The sequence below is a fragment of the Pimelobacter simplex genome (assembly GCF_900114845.1).
GTDB classification, from domain to species: domain Bacteria; phylum Actinomycetota; class Actinomycetes; order Propionibacteriales; family Nocardioidaceae; genus Nocardioides; species Nocardioides simplex.
This window is the reverse complement of the sequence record NZ_FOUK01000003.1, coordinates 39,415-56,882: the sequence shown is the minus strand read 5'-3', so window position 1 is coordinate 56,882 and position 17,468 is coordinate 39,415. Positions and strand designations below refer to the sequence as shown.

Annotated in this window: 19 protein-coding genes; 8 read left to right on the top strand and 11 right to left on the bottom strand. The window is 74.2% G+C overall.

The features are described 5' to 3' along the window. Positions 1-25: 25 nt before the first annotated feature. Both BM223_RS12790 and BM223_RS12785 read right to left on the bottom strand, forming a co-directional pair. Positions 26-1,903, bottom strand: a complete 1,878-nt coding sequence (locus tag BM223_RS12790; RefSeq protein WP_052138575.1) for an acetoacetate--CoA ligase — start codon at positions 1,901-1,903, stop codon at positions 26-28. Continuing rightward, the gene (locus BM223_RS12785; protein WP_038678764.1) at positions 1,900-2,565 is read right to left on the bottom strand and encodes an acyltransferase; all 666 of its coding nucleotides are present in this window, start codon (positions 2,563-2,565) and stop codon (positions 1,900-1,902) included. The genes BM223_RS12790 and BM223_RS12785 overlap by 4 nt, the downstream gene beginning before the upstream one ends. A gap of 80 nt (positions 2,566-2,645) precedes the next feature. On the opposite strand from BM223_RS12785, the gene BM223_RS12780 reads away from it, so the two are divergent. Continuing rightward, positions 2,646-3,788, top strand: a complete 1,143-nt coding sequence (locus BM223_RS12780; RefSeq protein WP_052138573.1) for a CDP-glycerol glycerophosphotransferase family protein — start codon at positions 2,646-2,648, stop codon at positions 3,786-3,788. Between the two features lies 1 nt (position 3,789). On the opposite strand, the gene BM223_RS12775 is transcribed toward BM223_RS12780, so the two are convergent. Beyond that, positions 3,790-4,491 carry a hypothetical protein gene (locus BM223_RS12775; protein ID WP_141267311.1) on the bottom strand — a complete coding sequence of 234 codons (702 nt, stop codon included), beginning with the start codon at positions 4,489-4,491 and terminating at the stop codon, positions 3,790-3,792. 120 nt (positions 4,492-4,611) lie between these two features. Here BM223_RS12775 and BM223_RS27905 point away from each other — a divergent pair, with 120 nt between their 5' ends. Continuing rightward, positions 4,612-5,952: a DUF2786 domain-containing protein gene (locus BM223_RS27905; RefSeq protein WP_052138572.1), complete on the top strand. Its 1,341-nt coding sequence runs from the start codon at positions 4,612-4,614 to the stop codon at positions 5,950-5,952. Here the strand turns inward: BM223_RS27905 and BM223_RS12765 are convergent. Next, on the bottom strand, positions 5,949-6,512 hold the full coding sequence (locus BM223_RS12765; RefSeq protein ID WP_038678760.1) for a TetR/AcrR family transcriptional regulator: 564 nt from the start codon (positions 6,510-6,512) through the stop codon (positions 5,949-5,951). The genes BM223_RS27905 and BM223_RS12765 overlap by 4 nt on opposite strands. Positions 6,513-6,643: 131 nt before the next feature. Between BM223_RS12765 and BM223_RS12760 the strand changes: the two genes are divergently transcribed. Beyond that, positions 6,644-7,852, top strand: coding sequence for a cytochrome P450 (locus BM223_RS12760; protein WP_038678758.1), 1,209 nt, complete (start codon positions 6,644-6,646; stop codon positions 7,850-7,852). A gap of 19 nt (positions 7,853-7,871) precedes the next feature. Here BM223_RS12760 and BM223_RS12755 read toward each other — a convergent pair whose 3' ends face one another. Together BM223_RS12755 and BM223_RS12750 are read right to left on the bottom strand one after the other, a co-directional pair. Further along, complete coding sequence (locus BM223_RS12755) at positions 7,872-8,249, bottom strand: PaaI family thioesterase (protein WP_038678756.1); 378 nt, start codon at positions 8,247-8,249, stop codon at positions 7,872-7,874. Next, positions 8,246-9,085, bottom strand: a complete 840-nt coding sequence (locus BM223_RS12750; RefSeq protein WP_038678754.1) for an SDR family oxidoreductase — start codon at positions 9,083-9,085, stop codon at positions 8,246-8,248. Before BM223_RS12750 ends, BM223_RS12755 begins: the two co-directional genes overlap by 4 nt. Before the next feature lie 101 nt (positions 9,086-9,186). Between BM223_RS12750 and BM223_RS29505 the strand changes: the two genes are divergently transcribed. Together BM223_RS29505 and BM223_RS29500 are read left to right on the top strand one after the other, a co-directional pair. Beyond that, positions 9,187-9,921, top strand: a complete 735-nt coding sequence (locus BM223_RS29505; RefSeq protein WP_038678752.1) for a PaaX family transcriptional regulator C-terminal domain-containing protein — start codon at positions 9,187-9,189, stop codon at positions 9,919-9,921. After that, positions 9,918-10,898, top strand: a complete 981-nt coding sequence (locus tag BM223_RS29500; protein ID WP_038678750.1) for a cation diffusion facilitator family transporter — start codon at positions 9,918-9,920, stop codon at positions 10,896-10,898. Before BM223_RS29505 ends, BM223_RS29500 begins: the two co-directional genes overlap by 4 nt. Here BM223_RS29500 and BM223_RS12735 read toward each other — a convergent pair. After that, a complete protein-coding gene (locus BM223_RS12735; protein WP_052138570.1) occupies positions 10,895-11,878 on the bottom strand; it encodes an AurF N-oxygenase family protein in 984 nt (327 codons plus the stop codon). The two genes, BM223_RS29500 and BM223_RS12735, sit on opposite strands and share 4 nt — an antisense overlap. A 167-nt stretch (positions 11,879-12,045) precedes the next feature. Beyond that, the gene (locus BM223_RS12730; RefSeq protein ID WP_038678747.1) at positions 12,046-12,831 is read right to left on the bottom strand and encodes an SDR family NAD(P)-dependent oxidoreductase; all 786 of its coding nucleotides are present in this window, start codon (positions 12,829-12,831) and stop codon (positions 12,046-12,048) included. Between the two features lie 128 nt (positions 12,832-12,959). On the opposite strand from BM223_RS12730, the gene BM223_RS30065 reads away from it, so the two are divergent. Next, positions 12,960-13,571, top strand: coding sequence for a TetR/AcrR family transcriptional regulator (locus BM223_RS30065; protein WP_038678745.1), 612 nt, complete (start codon positions 12,960-12,962; stop codon positions 13,569-13,571). Between the two features lie 60 nt (positions 13,572-13,631). Here the strand turns inward: BM223_RS30065 and BM223_RS12720 are convergent, their stop codons facing one another. Beyond that, the gene (locus BM223_RS12720; protein ID WP_038678743.1) at positions 13,632-14,672 is read right to left on the bottom strand and encodes an NADP-dependent oxidoreductase; all 1,041 of its coding nucleotides are present in this window, start codon (positions 14,670-14,672) and stop codon (positions 13,632-13,634) included. 26 nt (positions 14,673-14,698) lie between these two features. Beyond that, complete coding sequence (locus tag BM223_RS12715) at positions 14,699-15,475, bottom strand: helix-turn-helix domain-containing protein (RefSeq protein WP_038678741.1); 777 nt, start codon at positions 15,473-15,475, stop codon at positions 14,699-14,701. A gap of 119 nt (positions 15,476-15,594) precedes the next feature. On the opposite strand from BM223_RS12715, the gene BM223_RS12710 reads away from it, so the two are divergent. Next, entirely contained in the window at positions 15,595-15,945 is a 351-nt protein-coding gene (locus tag BM223_RS12710) for a nuclear transport factor 2 family protein (protein WP_038678740.1), read from the top strand. Positions 15,946-15,947: 2 nt separating this feature from the next. On the opposite strand, the gene BM223_RS12705 is transcribed toward BM223_RS12710, so the two are convergent. Then, positions 15,948-16,406, bottom strand: a complete 459-nt coding sequence (locus tag BM223_RS12705) for a VOC family protein (RefSeq protein WP_038678736.1) — start codon at positions 16,404-16,406, stop codon at positions 15,948-15,950. Positions 16,407-16,514: 108 nt separating this feature from the next. Here BM223_RS12705 and BM223_RS12700 point away from each other — a divergent pair, with 108 nt between their 5' ends. After that, positions 16,515-17,468, top strand: coding sequence for a helix-turn-helix transcriptional regulator (locus tag BM223_RS12700; protein WP_038678735.1), 954 nt, complete (start codon positions 16,515-16,517; stop codon positions 17,466-17,468).

The following is a 17,468-nucleotide window of genomic DNA, read 5'->3' as shown; positions in this document are numbered from 1 at the left end:
GCCCCCACGGGACGACGCGGCGCGATCAGCGCCGCTTCGCTCGGCGGGCCCGGCCCACCTCGGCGTACCAGGCGACCAGGTCCGGGTCGTCCACGCTGCCGGCGTCGAGCGCCGCGGCCGGGTCGTGGCCGGTGAGCACCTTCTTGACCGGGACCTCGAGCTTCTTGCCGGTGCGGGTGTGCGGGATCCCCGGTGCCCGCAGGATCACGTCGGGGACGTGGCGCGGCGACGCGTGCCGGCGGACGGCGTCCCGGATGCGCGCGTCGAGCTCCGCGTCGAGCTCGACCCCGTCGGCGAGGTCGACGAACAGCGGCATCCAGTAGCCGCCGCCGGGCTCGTCCACGCCGATCACCAGCGCCTCGCGGACCTCGGGCAGCGCCTCGACGGGCTCGTAGATGTCGGCGCTTCCCATCCGCACGCCGTTGCGGTTGAGGGTGGCGTCGGAGCGGCCGTGGATGAGCACCGAGCCGTGGTCGGTGAGGGTGATCCAGTCGCCGTGGCGCCACACCCCCGGATAGGTCGAGAAGTACGCCTCGCGGTAGCGGCTGCCGTCGTCGTCGCCCCAGAAGCGGAGGGGCATCGACGGCATCGGCCGGGTGACCACGAGCTCGCCGACCTCGCCGCGGACCGGCCGTCCCCCGGAGTCGAAGGCCTCGAGCGCCACACCGAGGCAGGGCCGGGACAGCTCGCCCGGCCAGACCGGCAGCGTCGGCGCCGGCCCGACGAAGGCGCTCACCACGTCGGTGCCGCCGCTGATCGAGCAGATCTGCACGCCGGGGCCGAGGGCGTCGGCGAGCGCCTCGTGGCTGCTCGCCGGGAACGTCGAGCCGGAGATGCCCACCCGGCGCAGCCGGGACAGGTCGTGCCCGGCCGGTCCGCGTCGCGCCTTCTGGCCCAGCGCGACGTAGCCGGGGCTCATCCCGACGACGCTCACCCGGTGCCGCGCGGCGAGCGCCCAGAGCCCGTCGAGGCCGGGGTGGGTCGGGCTGCCGTCGTACGTCACGACGGAGGCGCCGGTGAGCAGGGCGCCCACGACGAAGTTCCACATCATCCAGGACGGCGTGGTGTGCCAGAGCAGCCGCTCGCCCGGGCCGAGGTCGAAGTGGAGCGCGGCGACCTTGGCCTGCTCCAGCAGCGCGCCGCCGTGCCCGTGCACGATCCCCTTGGGTCGGCCGGTCGTGCCCGACGAGAACAGCACCCACAGGGGGTGGTCGAAGGCCACCGCGACGGGCGCGAGCGGGACGTCGTCCGCGAGCGCCGCGGCCCACGCCGGGCCGGCGACGTCGAGCGTCGCGCGCAGGGTGGGCAGCGCGCCGGTGAGCTCGGCGACGACGTCGCCGCGGTCGTGCGCCTCTCCCCCGTGGACGTACGACGACGCGTGCACCAGCACCACCGGGTCGAGCTGCTCGAAGCGCGCACGCGCCGCGGATGCCGCGTAGTCCATGCCGCACACCGACCAGACGGCGCCCAGGCTGGCCGTGGCGAGGAAGGCGACGATCGCGTCCGGCGTGTGCGGCAGGTAGCCGACCACGCGGTCGCCCTCCCCCACACCCAGACCGCGCAGGGTCGCGGCGAGGCTCGCCGTCTGCCGGCGCAGCTCGCCCCAGGTGAGCTCGCGGACGTCGTCGGGGTCCTCGCTCGCGCCGACCACGGCGACCTCGTCGTCGGGCCGGCCGTCGAGCACCGCGGCGGCATAGCTCACGCGCGCCTCGGGGAACCACACCGCGCCGGGCATCCGCTCCTCGGCGAGCACCGGGCCCGGCAGGTCGAGACCGAGGTGGGTGGCCACCGCGGCCCAGAACGCGTCGAGGTCGCGGACCGACCAGGCCCACAGGTCGTCGTACGTCCCCGGGACGCCGACGGCGGCCGCGAACTGCTCGATCCGGCTCGGCCGCTCCCTCATGCGGTCAGGGTAGGGGCGGCCTCCTCGCGGACCCGCACCCACCCGGCGCCCGGCTCGAGCCGCCGGATCAGCTTGGCCGGCACCCCGCCGACGACGCTGTGGTCGGGCACGTCGCCGCGGACCACGGAGCCCGCCGCGACGACGACGTTCCGCCCGATCGTCGTCCCGGGCAGGATCATCGCGCCGTGCCCGATCCACGAGCCGGCGCCGACCGCGACCGGCTGGTGGGCGCCGAACTGGCGGCCCACGGGGACGTCCGGGTCGGTGTAGCCGTGGCTGGCGTCCGACACGAAGACGTCCTGGCCGAACCACACGTCGTCGCCGATCTCGATCGACTCGTGCGCGGTGATGCAGACCCGGGCGCCCAGCACGCAGCGCTCGCCGATGACGAGACCGCGCTCGGGCAGCACCGCCTGGGTCGGCCCGTAGCCGACCGAGAGGGTCGCGTACTTGCCGATCAGGGTGTCGCGCCCGATGTGGATCGCGGCCGGGTTGACGACGTCCGAGAGCGGGAACGCCAGGCACGCGCCGGGCCCGAACGTGCCAAACCGGTCACCCAGGTCGGTGCCCGGCGCCACGTCGCCGACGTGCTCGGCCCACCGCCACGCGGCGTGGACGGAGCGGTTCAGGAGACGGCGGAGCGGACGCCGGAGATCGGGCACCGGTGGAGGTTACCGAAATGCAACCTTGGCAGGGGTTCTCCGGTTCGTCCGCACCGCCGGCGGACCCGTAAAATCCGGGAGTGCAGAAGCCCCACGTCATCGCCTACTTCGCCGACGACCCGACCCGGGTCTACCAGCTGCTCCAGTGGCTGCCGGTGCTCGAACGGCTCGATGACACCCATCCCGTGGGCATCCTGGTCCGCGACCCCCAGACCCATGCGGTCCTCGAGGGGCGCACCACCCTGCCGCTCCACCTGGCCCCGGGCTTCGCCGACCTCGCCGCCGCCTACGACGAGCTCGACGCCAAGGTCGTCCTCTACTGCAACAACTCGATGCTCAACTTCAACTCGCTGCTCGACGGCCGGATGCTGCACGTGCACATCAACCACGGTGAGAGCGACAAGCAGAGCATGGTGTCCAACAACGCCAAGGCCTACGACCGCGTCTTCGTGGCCGGCGAGGCCGCCGTGCTGCGGCACCGGGCCGCGCTGATGGAGCTCGACGAGTCGCGCCTGGTCCGGATCGGCCGCCCCCAGCTCGACCTGCGCCCGGCTCCGCTCGTGCCGCCGAGCGAGCGTCGTACGGTGCTGTACGCGCCGACCTGGGAGGGCGACGCCGACTACAACGACTACACCTCGGTCGACGTCTTCGGTGCCGACATCGTCCGCTCGGTGCTCGCCGTCCCCGACGTCCGGCTGGTCTACAAGCCGCACCCGAAGGTGACCACCAGCCAGACCCCCGCGATCCGTGAGGCGCACCAGGCGATCCTCGAGCTCGTCGAGCGTGCCGCCGAGGCCGAGCCCGAGGCCGGCCACGCCGCCATCTGGCAGGGCGACATCCTCGCCGTCTTCCCCGGCTGCGACGCGATGATCACCGACGTCTCGTCGGTCGGCCTCGACTGGCTCTACCTCCAGACCGACAAGCCGATCCTCATCACCGACCGGCACCACGACGCCGAGCGGCTGCGCCGGGAGGTGCCCGTCAGTCGCTGCGCCGACGTCATCGACGCCGACGACCTGCCCGGCCTCACCGCCCTGCTCACCGACCGGCTCGCCCACGACGAGCACCGGATCGCCCGCGCCGCGATGCGCCACCACTACTTCGACGACAACGGCGTCGGCGACAGCACCGTCCGCTTCGTCGAGGCGATCACCGCCCTCGTCGAAAAGCGCGACCGGCTCCGGGGGGCGAGCCCCGAAGCCGGTCTGGTGGAGTCGGCCTGACTCAGTAGCGCCAGGTCGTGATCACGTAGTACGAGTAGCTGGTGATGTAGCCCGAGCCGGCCTTCACGACGGCACGGAAGTGCGTCTTCCGGCCGCTGATCGTGAGCTTGGTCGACCAGGCGCCCTTGGCGTTGGTCTTGACCGTGCGGAACTTCTTCCACTTGCACGAGGCGACCTTCGGGTTGGCGCAGGTCGACTTCTGGATCAGGACCGGCTTGCGGCCGTAGGACGCGATCTTGCCGCTGAAGTTGCGGGTGCGCTTCTTGAACTTGTCGTTCAGGTTGCGGGCGACGCCGACCTGGACCGTGTTCGAGGTCTTCGCCGGGTACACGTCGGGGCCGACGGTCGCGCCCGAGTAGACCACCCGGTACTGCGTGTTCTTGGCGGGGCGGACCGTCCAGCTCAGCGGCTGGGTGCCGGGGCCGAGGGTCGTCACGCCGACCCCGGTCCAGGTGCGCGCGCCGTAGGGCAGCTGCTGGAGGGTGGCCGTGCCGGCCGGGACGTAGTAGGTGCCGTCGACGTCGACGTAGCCGACCTGGGCCTCGACCGTCGCGGTGCCACCGGCGCGGACCGCGATCGTGGCCCGGACCTCGACTACGGTCGGGAAGGTGTCGGCGTGCGCCGGCGACGCGACCGTGACGAGCGACAGCGAGCTCGCCACGAGCGCGACGACCATCAGGACGACGCGACGCAGTGCTTTCATGTTCATGTTCATGGGAGTCCCCGGAATTGAGTTGTGGTGAGCCTTCGCGGCGAATGCCGCCAGCGGAGGCTACCCCGGCCGGTCCCGGGTTATGTCGGCGGTACCTGACAGGCTGTTCCCATGCCCGACACCCGTGACGTCTACGCCGCCGAGGACCTCTTCGCCGGCTGGCTCGACGACGCGAGCCGGACGCCGGGCGAGCCGCTGCGGGTCCGGGTCGGGTCGAGCCTCCAGACGTTCGAGCCCGAGGTCGAGCCGCGCTTCTCCGACCCGGCTGCCGCGCAGGCCTACGTCGACCGGGTGCTGGCCCACCTGACCGCCACCGGCAGCAGCTACGACGACGGCACCGGCCTCGACCGGGCCGCGGTGCCGGTCGTGGTCCGGCCCCGCCGCGGCCGCTCCCGCGCCCACTACGAGTACGACGAGCTCCCCCTGCGCGGCGTGATGGCGATCCCGCCCCGCGAGGTCGGGGGCGCCTGGTCGCTGCGCGCCGCGGTGGTGCTCCACGAGCTGGCCCACCACCTGTGCCCGGCCGAGGGGCACGGGCGGGAGTTCCGCACCACCTTCCTGCGGCTGCTCGAGGACATCGGCCAGCCGGTCCAGGCCGACCTGCTCCACACCGCCTACCGGCTGACCGGGCTCGACACCGGCGTCGACGGCGAGGACCGCACGCTGCTGCGCATCGGCCGGCTGCTGCGCCAGGCCGAGCGCACCACCAACACCGCCGAGCGCGACGCCTTCTTCGCCAAGGCCCAGGCGCTCGCGACCCGGCACCAGATCGCGCTCGCCGTCGCCCGGGCCACCGCGGGCGCCGAGGAGCAGCGCGAGGACCCGGCCTACGAGACGGTCCTCATCGGCGAGTCCGGCAAGCGCTCGCTGGCGCGCTACGTGCGGCTGGTGCTCGAGATCGCGCGGGCCAACGACGTCCGGGTGGCGATCTACACGAGCAACACCCGGGTCACGCTCTACGGCTTCCCGTCCGACCTCGCCGTGGTCAAGGCGCTCTACGCCTCGCTCGTCACCCAGATGGTCGCCGACGGCGACGCCCACCTGCGCTCGGGCGCCCACAAGGCCGACCAGCGGCAGGTCTGGGACGCGCGGCGCCGGCGCTGGGAGGTCCGGCCGGTGCACGGCTCGACCGCCCGGGCCGCGTTCTACGAGGCATGGGCCGACCACGTCGGCGAGCGGCTCGCCGCCGCCCGCGCCCAGGCCCGGGCCACCGCGGTCGCCGCCGACGCGCCTGTCGCCGACGGGCCCACCTCGACCGAGCTGGCGCTGCGCGCCAAGGAGGTCGAGGTCGTCGACTACTTCGGCCGGATGCAGCGCGAGCACGACATCCGCGGCACCTGGAAGGGCACCGCCTCGGCCGGCCACGCCGCGCCGGGCTCCCGCGACGCGGGCACCGAGGCCGCGGCCCGGGCCCGGCTCGGCACCGAGCAGGCGATCGACCGGCGCCGCTAGGCCCCGTCGTCGTCGACCAGGCCGAGCGGCGGCACGACGTACGACGCGACGAGCGCGCGCTCGGCCGCCGGGTCGCGCCCCGGCATCGCGACGAGGGCGAGCACCGAGCGGACGATCCACTCCCCGTCGCGCGGGTCGGGCCGGGCCGCGCCGGTCAGCGCCCGGGCCAGCGCGGTGATCCCGTCCGGCCCGCCGAGGACGTCGTCCAGGCTGCCGCGGTCGCGCAGCCACACGGCGACGACCGGGTCCGCCCGGATCGCCTCCGCCGCGGTGACGATCGCCTCGACGGCGCGCGCGGCACCCGTCAGCCCGGCGGTGGCCGCCTCCACCCGGGCGACGACATCCTGGGCGCCGGCGGCGAGCAGCGCGTCGACGAGCGCCGCGCGGCTGCCGACCAGGCGGTAGAAGGTGGCCCGGGAGCAGCCGGCGCGCCGGGCGACAGCGTCCGCGGTGGTGCGCTCGATCCCCCGCTCGAGGAAGAGCTCGCGCGCCGCGCGGTGGATCCGCCGTACGGCGGCCTCGCGGCGGCGTCCGTCCAGCAGCCAGTCCCCCTGGGTCACGGTGAGAGCGTCTCGCACCGAGACACTCCCTGACCAGTCCCAGGCGGTGGATGAGACATCCGGACCGGTGCTGCGCACCGGGGTGTCCGGCTCCGTTGACGCTCCCGCGGCGACGCCCTGACCCTGGTGCCATGTTCGACGTCTTCGACCCGGCGCTCATCGACGACCCGTACCCGGCGCTGGCCCGGCTGCGGGCGACGGCGCCCGTGCACCGGGTCGGCGGGACCGGCTTCCACCTGGTCTCGTCGTGGGAGCTGGTCCAGGAGGTGCTCGCCGCGCCCGAGTCCTACTCCTCGCACCTGCGCTCGGTGCTCCTGCGCCGGCCCGACGGCTCCGCTGGGGCGCTCCCCCTCGACGGCGGCGGCACGATCGAGCAGGTGCTCGCGACCGCGGACGAGCCCGCGCACCAACGGCACCGCAGCGCCGTCCTGGCCACCCTCGGACGCCGCGTCCGGGGGCTCGGGGCGTCGGTGCAGGACAACGTCGACCGGCTGTGGGCCACGTACTTCACCGGCGCCACGGGCGACTGGGCGCGCGACCTGGCCGACCGGCTCCCCCTGCTCCTCGTCGCCGAGCTGATCGGACTGGCGCCCGACGACGTCCCGGACCTGCTGCGCTGGGCCTACGACAGCACCGAGATGCTCGGCGGCTGGGTCGACGACGACCGACTGGAGGCGACGGTCGCGGCGTCCCTCGCGCTGCACGCCTACCTCGCCGAGCGCTTCGACGCCGCGCTCGACCGGCCCGGCGACGACCTCATGGGCGAGCTCGCGCTCGCCTGCCGCGCCGGCGACCTCGAGGCCGGGACGGCGGTCCTGGTGCTGCTCCAGCTCGTCGGCGCCGGCGGCGAGTCCACGGCCGGGCTGCTCACGACGGCGGCCCGGCGGCTGGCCTCCGACCCGGACCTGCAGTGCCTCCTCCGCGCCCGGCCCGAGCTCGTCGACCCGTTCCTCGACGAGTGCCTGCGGCTGGAGTCACCCTTCCGCGGCCACTACCGCCACGTCCCCGCCGCGACGACGCTCGGCGGCGTCGCGCTGCCCGCCGGCAGCAGCCTGCTCCTGCTCTGGGGCGCCGCCAACCGGGACCCGGCCCGCTTCGCCGAGCCGGACGTCCTCGACCTGGGCCGCGACGGCGTCCGGCGGCACCTGGCGTTCGGCCGCGGCGCGCACTTCTGCGTGGGCTCCGCGCTCGCCCGCCTCGAGGCGACCGTCGCGGTGCGCGCGCTGCTCACCCGCACCACGTCGTTCGGCCTCGACGGACCCGAGGACGAGGCCGCCGCCTGGGTGCCGAGCATCCTCGTGCGCCGGCACGCGCGGCTGCGGCTCGCGCTGAGCCACTGAGCCACCGAGCGCTGGGCCGCTACCCCCGCGCCCGGCGGTTGGCCCGGCCGGTGGCCCGCGCGACGAGCTCGTCACCGTCGGTCAGCCGGACGACGAAGATGTCCTCCTTGGCCAGCCGCTCGGCGACCTCGGCGGTCGCGACGAGGGTGTCGCCGGCCCGCGCCGGGCGCACGTAGTCGATCTGCACGGCGCTCACCACCCCGGAGTGCTCGGCGTCGTTGGCCGCAGCCGCCAGGGCGATCCCGGCCAGCGAGAAGAGGAACGAGCCGTGCGCCGTCCCGTGCGGGTTGAGGTGGTCGCCGGTGACGACGACGCGCGCCTCGGCCCGCCCACCGCCGTGGCCGGTGACGGCGACGCCGAGCGTCGCCGCGAAGGCGTCGCGGGGACCGCCGCTCATCGTGGTCCGTCCACGAAGATGTCGTACTCCAGCTCTGCCCCGCCCCCGCCGCCGTACGGCGCCAGGTCGGTGACGCCCGCCTCGCGCAGCACGTCGACGTCGAGCACGGCCTGCCCGGTGAACTCGCGCGAGGGCCGGCTGAGGATCTCGACCGCCGCATCGGCGACGATCTCGGGCGTGCGCGCCTTGGCGATCGCCGCGTCACCGCCGAGCAGGTTCTGCACCGCCGCGGTGGCGATGAGCGTCTCGGGCCACAGGCAGTTGGCGGCGACGCCGGCCTCGGCGTACTCGGCCGCCCAGCCGAGGGTCAGCAGCGACATGCCGTACTTCGCGAGCGTGTAGGCGGGGTGCTTGCCGAGCCACTCCGGCGACAGGTTGAGCGGCGGGCTCAGCGACAGGATGTGGGGGTTGGTGCCCGCGCGCAGGTGCGGCAGGCAGGCGCGGGTGAGCAGGTAGGTGCCGCGCAGCTGGATCTGCGTCATCAGGTCGAACCTCTTGACCGGCAGCGCCTCGGTGCCGTCGAGCGCGATCGCCGAGGCGTTGTTGAGGCAGATGTCGATGCCGCCGAAGCGCTCGACCGCGCGGGCCACCGCGTTCTCGACGGACGCCTCGTCGCGCACGTCGCCGACCACGGCGAGAGCCTGGCCGCCGGCCGCCTCGATCTCGGCCGCCGCGGTGTGCACGGTGCCGGGCAGCCGCGGGTCCGGCACGTCGGTCTTGGCCAGGAGGACGACGTTCGCCCCCTCGCGCGCCGCCGCCAGCCCGATCGCCAGCCCGATCCCCCGGCTGCCGCCGGACATCATCAGGGTCCGCCCCGCAAGTCGCTTCTCGCTCATGGCGTCACCGTTACACAGCGCCGACAACCGCGCCAAGACTGTTAGACATAGATCACAACAGTTCCTCGACAGCCGTCGGCGGTCGGTAACATGGCCGGGCCATGGCTGCTCCCGACCTCAAGCCCGTCTCCACCCGATCGGCGCTGCTCACCCTGCTCCTCGGCGCCGAGGTGCCGCGGCTCTCCACCCGCGAGCTCGTCGCCGCCGCGTCGGTCGTCGGCTTCGCCGAGCCCACCGTGCGGGTCGCGCTGTCCCGGATGACCGCCGCCGGGGACGTCGTCCGCGACGACGAGGGCGGCTACCGGCTCTCCGAGCGGCTCGTCGTCCGGCAGCGCCGGCAGGAGGAGGCCGCCCACCCCACCCTGCGCGACGACTGGGACGGCGCCTGGGACCTGCTCGCCGTCACCACCGCCGGACGGACGGCGAGCGAGCGGGCCGAGCTGCGCACCACCCTGACCGAGCTCCGCCTCGCCGAGCTCCGCGAGGGCCTGTGGACCCGGCCCGCGAACCTCGGCATCGACTGGCCGGACGCCGTCACGGAGGTCTGCGAGCGCTTCACCGGCGCCGCTCCCGTCGCCGCCCCCGTCGCGCTCGCCGCCCGGCTCTGGGACCTCGACGGCTGGGCGGCCACCGCCCGCACGCTCCTCGCCGCGACCGCCACCGACGACCCGGTGCTGCGGTTCACGGCGTGCGCCACCTCGGGCCGGCACCTGCTCACCGACCCGGTGCTGCCGCCGTCCCTGCTGCCGGCCGACTGGCCCGGCGACGCGCTGCGCGCCTCGCACGTCGCGTACAAGCAGTGGGTGGTGGACATGCGCCGCACAATGGTGGGGTGACGACGCCCGAGGCTCCCGCGGAGTCGAACGAGAGCCTGCTGACCGTCCTCGTCGCGCTCGCCGCCAACGCGCTCATCGCCGTGGCCAAGACCGTCGCCGCCGTCGTCACCGGCTCCGCGTCGATGGTCGCCGAGGCCGCGCACTCGTGGGCCGACGCCGGCAACGAGATCTTCCTGCTCGTCGGCGAGCGGCAGAGCGCCCGGCCCCCGGACGACGAGCACACCCTCGGGTACGGCCGGGCCGGCTACATCTGGTCGATGTTCGCCGCTTTCGGGCTGTTCAGCGTCGGGGCGGCGGTGTCGGTGTGGCACGGCGTCCAGTCGCTGGGCGGCGAGGCGGACCCGCCGTCGTACACCTGGGCGTACGTGGTGCTCGCGATCGCTTTCGTGCTCGAGGGCACCTCGTTCCTCCAGGCACTCCGCCAGGCGCGGGCCGCGGCGGCGCCGCGCCGGCTGCGACCGATCCGCTACCTCCACGTCACGTCGAACCCGATGCTGCGCGCCGTCGTCGCCGAGGACTCGGCCGCGCTCGCCGGCCTGGTCATCGCGTTCACCGGCATCCTGCTCCACCAGCTGACCGGCGACCCGATCTGGGACGCGCTCGGCTCGATCGTGGTCGGCGTGCTGCTCGGGCTGGTCGCGCTCTTCCTGATCCGGCGCAACATGGACTTCCTCACCGGCGAGGCGGTCACCCCGCTCGCCCGCAACGTCGTCCTCCACGCACTGCTCGAGCACCGGGACATCGCGCGGGTCAGCTACCTGCACATGGAGTGGGTCGGGGCCGACCGGATCTTCCTCGTCGCCGCGGTCGACGTCGTCGGCGACGCGCCCGAGTCGGACGTCGCGGGGCGGCTCGCCTCGATCGCGGACGACCTGCACGAGCGCCCCGAGATCGTGCGCGCGGTGCTCACGCTCACCCGGCCCGACGACGCGACCGACCTGCGGCCCGCCGCCCTTCCGGACTGGTACGAGGACTAGTCGGCCGCGGAGGCCGGCTCGCTGCGGAACCGGTTGGGCCGCCCGGCGATGCCCAGCGCCCGCCACACCCGGCGCGAGACCGGGTTCATCAGCCCGGTCTCCTCGGCCAGCATCCGGACGTCGCCGAACATGTCCCGCAGGAACTTGCGCGACGAGGGGCTCCCCCACCACACCTCGCGGACGACGTCCTTGGGGATGCCCATGTCGCGCACCGCCCGCGGCCCCGGCACCACGATGGCGTCGCACAGGACCCGCATCAGCACCGGCGTCAGCACGGAGGCGAACCCGCGCTGCAGCCGGTTGAGCCGGGGCGCGCGGTGCTCGAGGTACTGGTGCGCGAACCCGATGTGGCGCGCCTCCTCGGCGACGTGGATCTGGCTGATCCGGTGCAGCAGCGGGTGCAGCTCCTCGCCCGAGCGCAGCATGACCTTCTGGACGTAGTCGATCGGCTCCTCGCCGCCGAGCACGCCGATGAAGAAGATGAAGGGAAGGTGCTTGGCGGCCAGCGGAAGGAACGGCCCCAGCGCCCGGAACAGGCTGTGCGCCCCCGGCACGTCCAGGCCCGTGCGGTTGACGAACTCCTGGAACATCTGGGTGTGGTGGCACTCCTCCGTCGCCTCGTGCGTGGAGTAGCGGAACTCGGCCCGGCCGTTCGGCAGGTCGAGGCAGTACATCATCAGCCCCGCGATGAGGACCTGCTCGAACTGCAGCCCGACCTTGACCACATTGGTCTGCCGGTAGAAGCCGACCTCGATCTGCCGCTCCCGCGGGAGCGAGCGGTACCACTCCGTGCGCCCCAGCGGGTCGACCGCCGGCAGGATCCAGCGCGGGTCGGCCGGGTCGATCGCGTAGGCCGGGTCGTCCCAGGCGATGTCGGTGGAGGCGTCGAAGTGGTGCTCCACCGACGCCTCCGACAACGTCCGCAGCAGCGCCTGGTAGTCGCCCTGGCTGACACCCTGCTTCATCCCGACAACGCTCATGCACTAGATGCTACCGCCGGTAACATCTACCGCAACCGTTCCACCCCGCCGAAGTGCGCCGGTTGCGGGCCCGAAGTACGCCGGTTGCGGGTCCGAGTGCCGCACCTCGCACCCGCAACCTCCGCACCTCGCACCCGCAACCTCCGCACTTCGCGGGGCCGGAAGGATCAGAAGTGGGTGCCGCCGTCGATCCGGACCTCGGTGCCGGTGATGAAGGCGCCGTCGTCGCTGGCGAGCATCGCCACCACGCCGGCGACGGTCTCGGGGCCGGCGAAGCCCTGGCCGAGGGCGGGGGCGAGCTTCATGAAGAGGCTCATGTCGGCGTCCTCGGGGAGGCCGGGGCCGGCGCTCTGCTTGCTCTGGCCGCTGCCGTCGGTCATCCCGGACGAGATCGAGCCGGGCTGGACGGCGGTGAAGCGGATGCCGGCCTGGGCGTACTCGGCCGCCAGGGCGTGGGTCATCGACTGGATGCCGCCCTTGCTCGCGGCGTACGCCGCCATGTAGGGGTGGGCGAACTGCGCGGAGGTCGAGCTGAAGTTCACGACCGCGGCGCCGTTGCCCTCGAGCAGCGCCGGGACAGCTTCGCGGATGACCAGGAAGGTGCCGACCAGGTTGATCCGCAGCACCTGCTCGAAGGCGTCGACCGCCATCTCGTGGGTGTGCGCGGAGCGCAGGATGCCGGCGGCGTTGACGACGGCGTCGAGCCCGCCGAGCACCTCGACGGTGCTTGCGACGCCCGCGCGGACCGACTCCTCGTCGGCGACGTTCATCACCACGGTCGCGAGCCGGCCGGCGGCGGCGCCGGCCTTCGTGACGGTGTCGGCGAGGCCGGCCTCGCTCACGTCGGCGGCCACGACCCGGCCGCCCTCGGCCAGCATCCGCAGCACGGTGGCCTGCCCGATGCCCGAGCCCGCTCCGGTGACCAGGACCCGGCGTCCCTCGTAACGGTTCATGATGGTTCCTCTCTGTCGCTCTCGCTTCGCTGTCGGTCACGGTGGCGGCTTCGTCATCGCGTTACTGGCACAACGTGCCACACCTGCACAATATGCCCGGAAGGCAGCGGAACGCTACGCTCGGTCTCGTGACCGAGACAGCAGGGACGACGACGGGCGGCTCGCTGACCGAGCGCCGCAAGGCGGAGACCCAGCTGGAGATCGCGCGGACCGCGGCCCGGCTCTTCACCGAGCACGGCGCCGCCGGCACCACGGCCGAGGCGATCGCCGAGGCCGCCGGGATCGCGCTGCGCACGTTCTACCGCTACAGCCGCACCAAGGAGGACGCCGTCGCGCCCCTCCTCACCGTGGGCGGCGACGCCTGGCGGGCCGGGCTCGCGGCGACCGAGCCCGGCACCCCCCTGCTGCCCGCGGTCGAGGCCGCGGTCCGCGCCACGATGACGAGCGCCGACGACGACCCCGGACTCACCTGGGTCCGCGGCCTGCTCCGCGCCGCAGCGGACGACGTCGCGCTCGCCGCCGTCTGGGGCCGGGTCAACCTCGACTCCGAGCGCCGGCTGCGCCCGATCCTCGCCGCGATCGCCCCCGACGCCGACCCGGTCGACCTGCTCCTCGTCGCCGCCGCGGCCACCGACGCCATCCGGATCGCGTTCGAGTCCTGGGCCGAGGGCGACGCGCCGGAGGCACCGGTCGAGCTCGCCGTCCGGTGCCTCCGCTCACTCACGGCCGGCCTGGCCTGATCTGACCCTGGCCGGCTGCGGGCTGCGCAGCTCGCCCCGGGGGCGGTGCGCCGATGATGACTAGCTGGTCGGGTCGTCGCCGACCTGGACCAGCAGCTTGCCGAAGTTGCGGCCCACGAGCAGCCCGCGGAACGCCTCGAGCGCGTTGTCGAGCCCCTCGACGACGTCCTCGCGGTAGCGGACCTGCCCGTCGCGCACCCAGCCGGACATCTCGCGCAGGAACGGCTCCTGCAGGGTCGGCTCGAACTCACTCTGGATGAACCCGCGCACCGTCAGGCTCAGCGTCAGCACCCGGCTCATGAACCCGGGCAGCCGGTCCGGCCCCTCCGGCGCCTCGGTCGCGTTGTAGTTGGCGACCAGCCCGCACACCGGCACTCGCGCGTAGAGGTTGAGCCGCCGGGTCACCGCCTCGGCGACCGGGCCGCCGACGTTCTCGAAGTAGACGTCGACGCCGTCGGGAGTCGCCGCCGCGAGGTCGTCGCGGAACGTCGGCGAGCGGTGGTCGAGCGCCACGTCGAAGCCGAACTCCTCGGTCAGCGCCCGCACCTTCTCCGGACCGCCCGCGATGCCCACCGACCGCGCGCCCTTGAGCTGCGCGATCTGGCCCACGGCCGACCCGACGGGTCCGGTCGCCGCGGCGACCACCACCGTCTCGCCCTCCTTCGGGCGGCCGATCTCGAGCAGTCCGGCGTACGCCGTGAAGCCGGGCATGCCCAGCACGCCCAGCGCCGTCGAGACCGGCGCCGCCTCCGGGTCGAGGCGCCGCGTGTGCCGCGCGTCGGCCACCGCCAGCGTCTGCCACCCCGTGTAGGCCAGCACCAGGTCGCCGACCGCCCGTCGCTCCGAGCGGCTCTCGACGACCTCGCACACCGTCGCCCCGACCATGACCCCACCGACCGGCACCGGCTCGGCGTACGACTTGGCGTCGCTCATCCGGCCACGCATGTAGGGGTCGAGCGAGAGGTAGACGGTGCGGAGCAGCACCTGGCCCTCGGTCAGCTCCGGGACCTCCTCGGTCGTGGTCGTGAAGTCGCTGTCGGCGGGCTCGCCGACGGGGCGGGTGGTGAGGCGGATCTGGGTGGTCGTCCGGTTCGTGGGCACGCATCGAATCTAGCGCCCGGCCACCGTCACCCGAAGAACGCCCGCGTCTCCTCGTCGGCCGGCAGGAACGTCTCCAGGTGCAGCCCCTCCAGCGCCGCGTCCGTCGCCGTGGTCAGCTGCGCCGACGTGCTGAACATCCGCAGCGTGCGCTCCCCCAGCCGCAGCTGCATCGTCACCACCGGCCCGCCCGCCGCGGGGTCGGTCCGCGGGACGCCGCCGCGCAGGTCGGCGATCTCGGCCGCGAGGGCGCGGTGCCGCGGGTCGTGGGTCCGCTCGGCGCGGTGCCGGACCTGGTGGTGCAGGTGGGCCGCCCACTGGTCGAGGTTCGCGATCCGCGGGGCCAGGCCGTCGGGGTGGACACACAGGCGGACGACGTTGATCGGCGGCTCCACGAGCGCCGGCCCGCAGCCGTCGAGCAGGGCGGCGACCGCGGCGTTGGCGTCGACGACGTCCCAGTGGTCGTCGAGCAGGAGGGCCGGGTAGGGCAGGTGCGCGTCGAGCAGGCTGCGCAGGCCGTCCATGACGACGGCGAGCGAGGCGTCGTCCCAGGCCCGGTCCTGGTAGCGCGGCGCGTAGCCGGCCGCCAGGAGCAGCCGGTTGCGCTCGCGCAACGGCACCTCGAGGTTGTCGGCCAGGTGCAGGATCATCTCCGGCGTCGGGTGCGCGCGGCCGGTCTCGACCCGGCTCAGGTGCCGGGTCGAGACGGTCGAGCGGTTCGACAGCTCCTGCTGGCTGAACCGGCGGCGCTCCCGCCACTCGCGGAGCAGCGGCCCCACCTGCGGGCTCTCGGCTACGGCGGTCATGGCCCCACCCTAGGGAGCCGGCGACGCCGTCCCCATGACCTCGGAGGTCATGGCCGGACGGCGCCCGCCCGGGCCACGGTTGACCCCGTCCGATCCACTCCCCACGAACGGAGCCCACCATGAACCACGTCGTCGACGCCTACCTCGCCACCTGGAACGCCGCGCCCGCCGAGCGCGAGCAGCTGCTGGCCGAGCACTTCTCCCCCGACGTCACCTACACCGACCCGCTCGCCCAGGTCGCCGGCCACGCCGGGCTGCACGCCCTGGTCGACGGCGTCCACGCCCAGTTCCCCGGCTTCGTCTTCACGCCGGTCGGCGCGCCCGACGGCCACCACGACCGGATCCGCTTCCAGTGGGGTCTCGGCCCCGAGGGCGCCGAGCCGGCCGTGATCGGCTTCGACGTCGTCGTGCTGGACGACGCCGGCCGGATCCGCGACGTGCACGGCTTCCTCGACCGCGTGCCCGCCTGACCTCAGTCGGCCGCGACGTCGAGCACCCAGGTGACGCCGAAGCGGTCGGTGAGCATCCCGAAGCCCGGGCTCCACGCCGACGCGGCCAGCGGCTCGACGACGGTGGCGCCCTCGGCGAGCCCGTCCCAGTAGCCGGTGACCTCCGCCAGGCTCGTGCCGCGCACGGACAGGAAGAACGTCCGGTCGGTGATCGTGGCGCCGCCCGCGCGGGTGGTGACGCCGGCGAGCGCGGCAGGGTCGGCGGCGGCGTCGCCCGGGACGTCGTACGCCATGACCCGGAAGCCGGTCTCGCTCTCGAGCTGGCCGAAGACGAGCCGGTCCGCGCCCGGCGTGCCCGCGGGCTGGCCGAGGTCGCCGTAGGTCCTCGCGACGACGTCGCCGCCGAAGACCTGCTGGTAGAAGGCCAGCGCGGCCCGCGCGGTGCCGTGGAAGTTCAGGTGGGTGGTGGTCGTGATGCTCACGGGGACTCCTGGAGGTCGACGTCGGGTCGCGGCGGTCGCCGCGCCCCGACGCGACCTTCCCGCACGAAGCGGACAGATTCGGTCCGCTTCTTGCCCGAGAATGAAGGTGTGCTCGCCAGCTCATCGCGGATGTTGTCGCTCCTGTCCCTGCTGCAGACCCGGCGCTCCTGGCCGGGCCCGGTGCTGGCCGAGCGCCTGGACGTGACCCCGCGGACGGTGCGCCGCGACGTCGACCGGCTCCGCGAGCTCGGCTACGCGATCGAGGCGGCCAAGGGACCCGACGGCGGCTACCGGCTGGCCGCCGGCGCCGACCTGCCGCCCCTGCTCTTCGACGACGACCAGGCCGTCGCCCTCGCCGTCGCGCTCCAGCACGTCGCGGCCTCGGGCGTGGACGTCGGCGAGGCCGCCCTCCGCGCGCTGGCGACGGTCCGCCAGGTGATGCCCTCGCGGCTGCGGCACCGCGTCGACGGCATCGCCTTCGAGAGCACGCCAGCGCCGGACCGGGCCGCGGTCGACCCCACCGTGCTCGCGGCCGTGAGCGCCGCCGTCCGCGACACGCGCACCCTCCGCTTCGACTACGCCGGCGGCGGCGAGGACGTCGTACGGCGGCGCACGGAGCCGCACGCCCTGGTCGCCCGGTCCGGGCGCTGGTACCTGGTCGCCTGGGACCTCGATCGTGCCGACTGGCGCACCTTCCGCCTCGACCGGCTCGCCCCGCAGCCCGGCGGCGTCCGCTTCACCCGGCGCCCGCTGCCCGCACCGGACGCCGTGACCTTCGTCGCCGCCCGGGCCAGGGGCGCGACCACGAGCACGGACGACCGCTGGCCCTGCACCGGCCAGGTCGACCTCCCGCTCCCCGCCCGCGAGGTCGCCCCCTGGCTCGGTGACGGGACGCTCGAGGAGCTGCCCGGCGGCGGCACCCGGATCACGATCGGCTCGTGGTCGTGGACCGGCGTCCTGGCTCTCGTCGCGCGGTTCGACGTCCCGTTCACGATCGTGGGACCCGAGCCGCTGCGAGTGGCGGCCGGCACGCTCGCGGCGCGGATGGCAGCCGCCGGCTGA

Coding starts and splice junctions, on each gene's coding strand:
- BM223_RS12790 (WP_052138575.1), bottom strand. CDS start 1,903: ATGAGGGAGCGGCCGAGCCGGATCGAGCAGTTCGCGGCCGCCGTCGGC.
- BM223_RS12775 (WP_141267311.1), bottom strand. CDS start 4,491: ATGAAAGCACTGCGTCGCGTCGTCCTGATGGTCGTCGCGCTCGTGGCG.
- BM223_RS27905 (WP_052138572.1), top strand. CDS start 4,612: ATGCCCGACACCCGTGACGTCTACGCCGCCGAGGACCTCTTCGCCGGC.
- BM223_RS12760 (WP_038678758.1), top strand. CDS start 6,644: ATGTTCGACGTCTTCGACCCGGCGCTCATCGACGACCCGTACCCGGCG.
- BM223_RS12755 (WP_038678756.1), bottom strand. CDS start 8,249: ATGAGCGGCGGTCCCCGCGACGCCTTCGCGGCGACGCTCGGCGTCGCC.
- BM223_RS12750 (WP_038678754.1), bottom strand. CDS start 9,085: ATGAGCGAGAAGCGACTTGCGGGGCGGACCCTGATGATGTCCGGCGGC.
- BM223_RS29505 (WP_038678752.1), top strand. CDS start 9,187: ATGGCTGCTCCCGACCTCAAGCCCGTCTCCACCCGATCGGCGCTGCTC.
- BM223_RS12735 (WP_052138570.1), bottom strand. CDS start 11,878: ATGAGCGTTGTCGGGATGAAGCAGGGTGTCAGCCAGGGCGACTACCAG.
- BM223_RS12730 (WP_038678747.1), bottom strand. CDS start 12,831: ATGAACCGTTACGAGGGACGCCGGGTCCTGGTCACCGGAGCGGGCTCG.
- BM223_RS12715 (WP_038678741.1), bottom strand. CDS start 15,475: ATGACCGCCGTAGCCGAGAGCCCGCAGGTGGGGCCGCTGCTCCGCGAG.
- BM223_RS12710 (WP_038678740.1), top strand. CDS start 15,595: ATGAACCACGTCGTCGACGCCTACCTCGCCACCTGGAACGCCGCGCCC.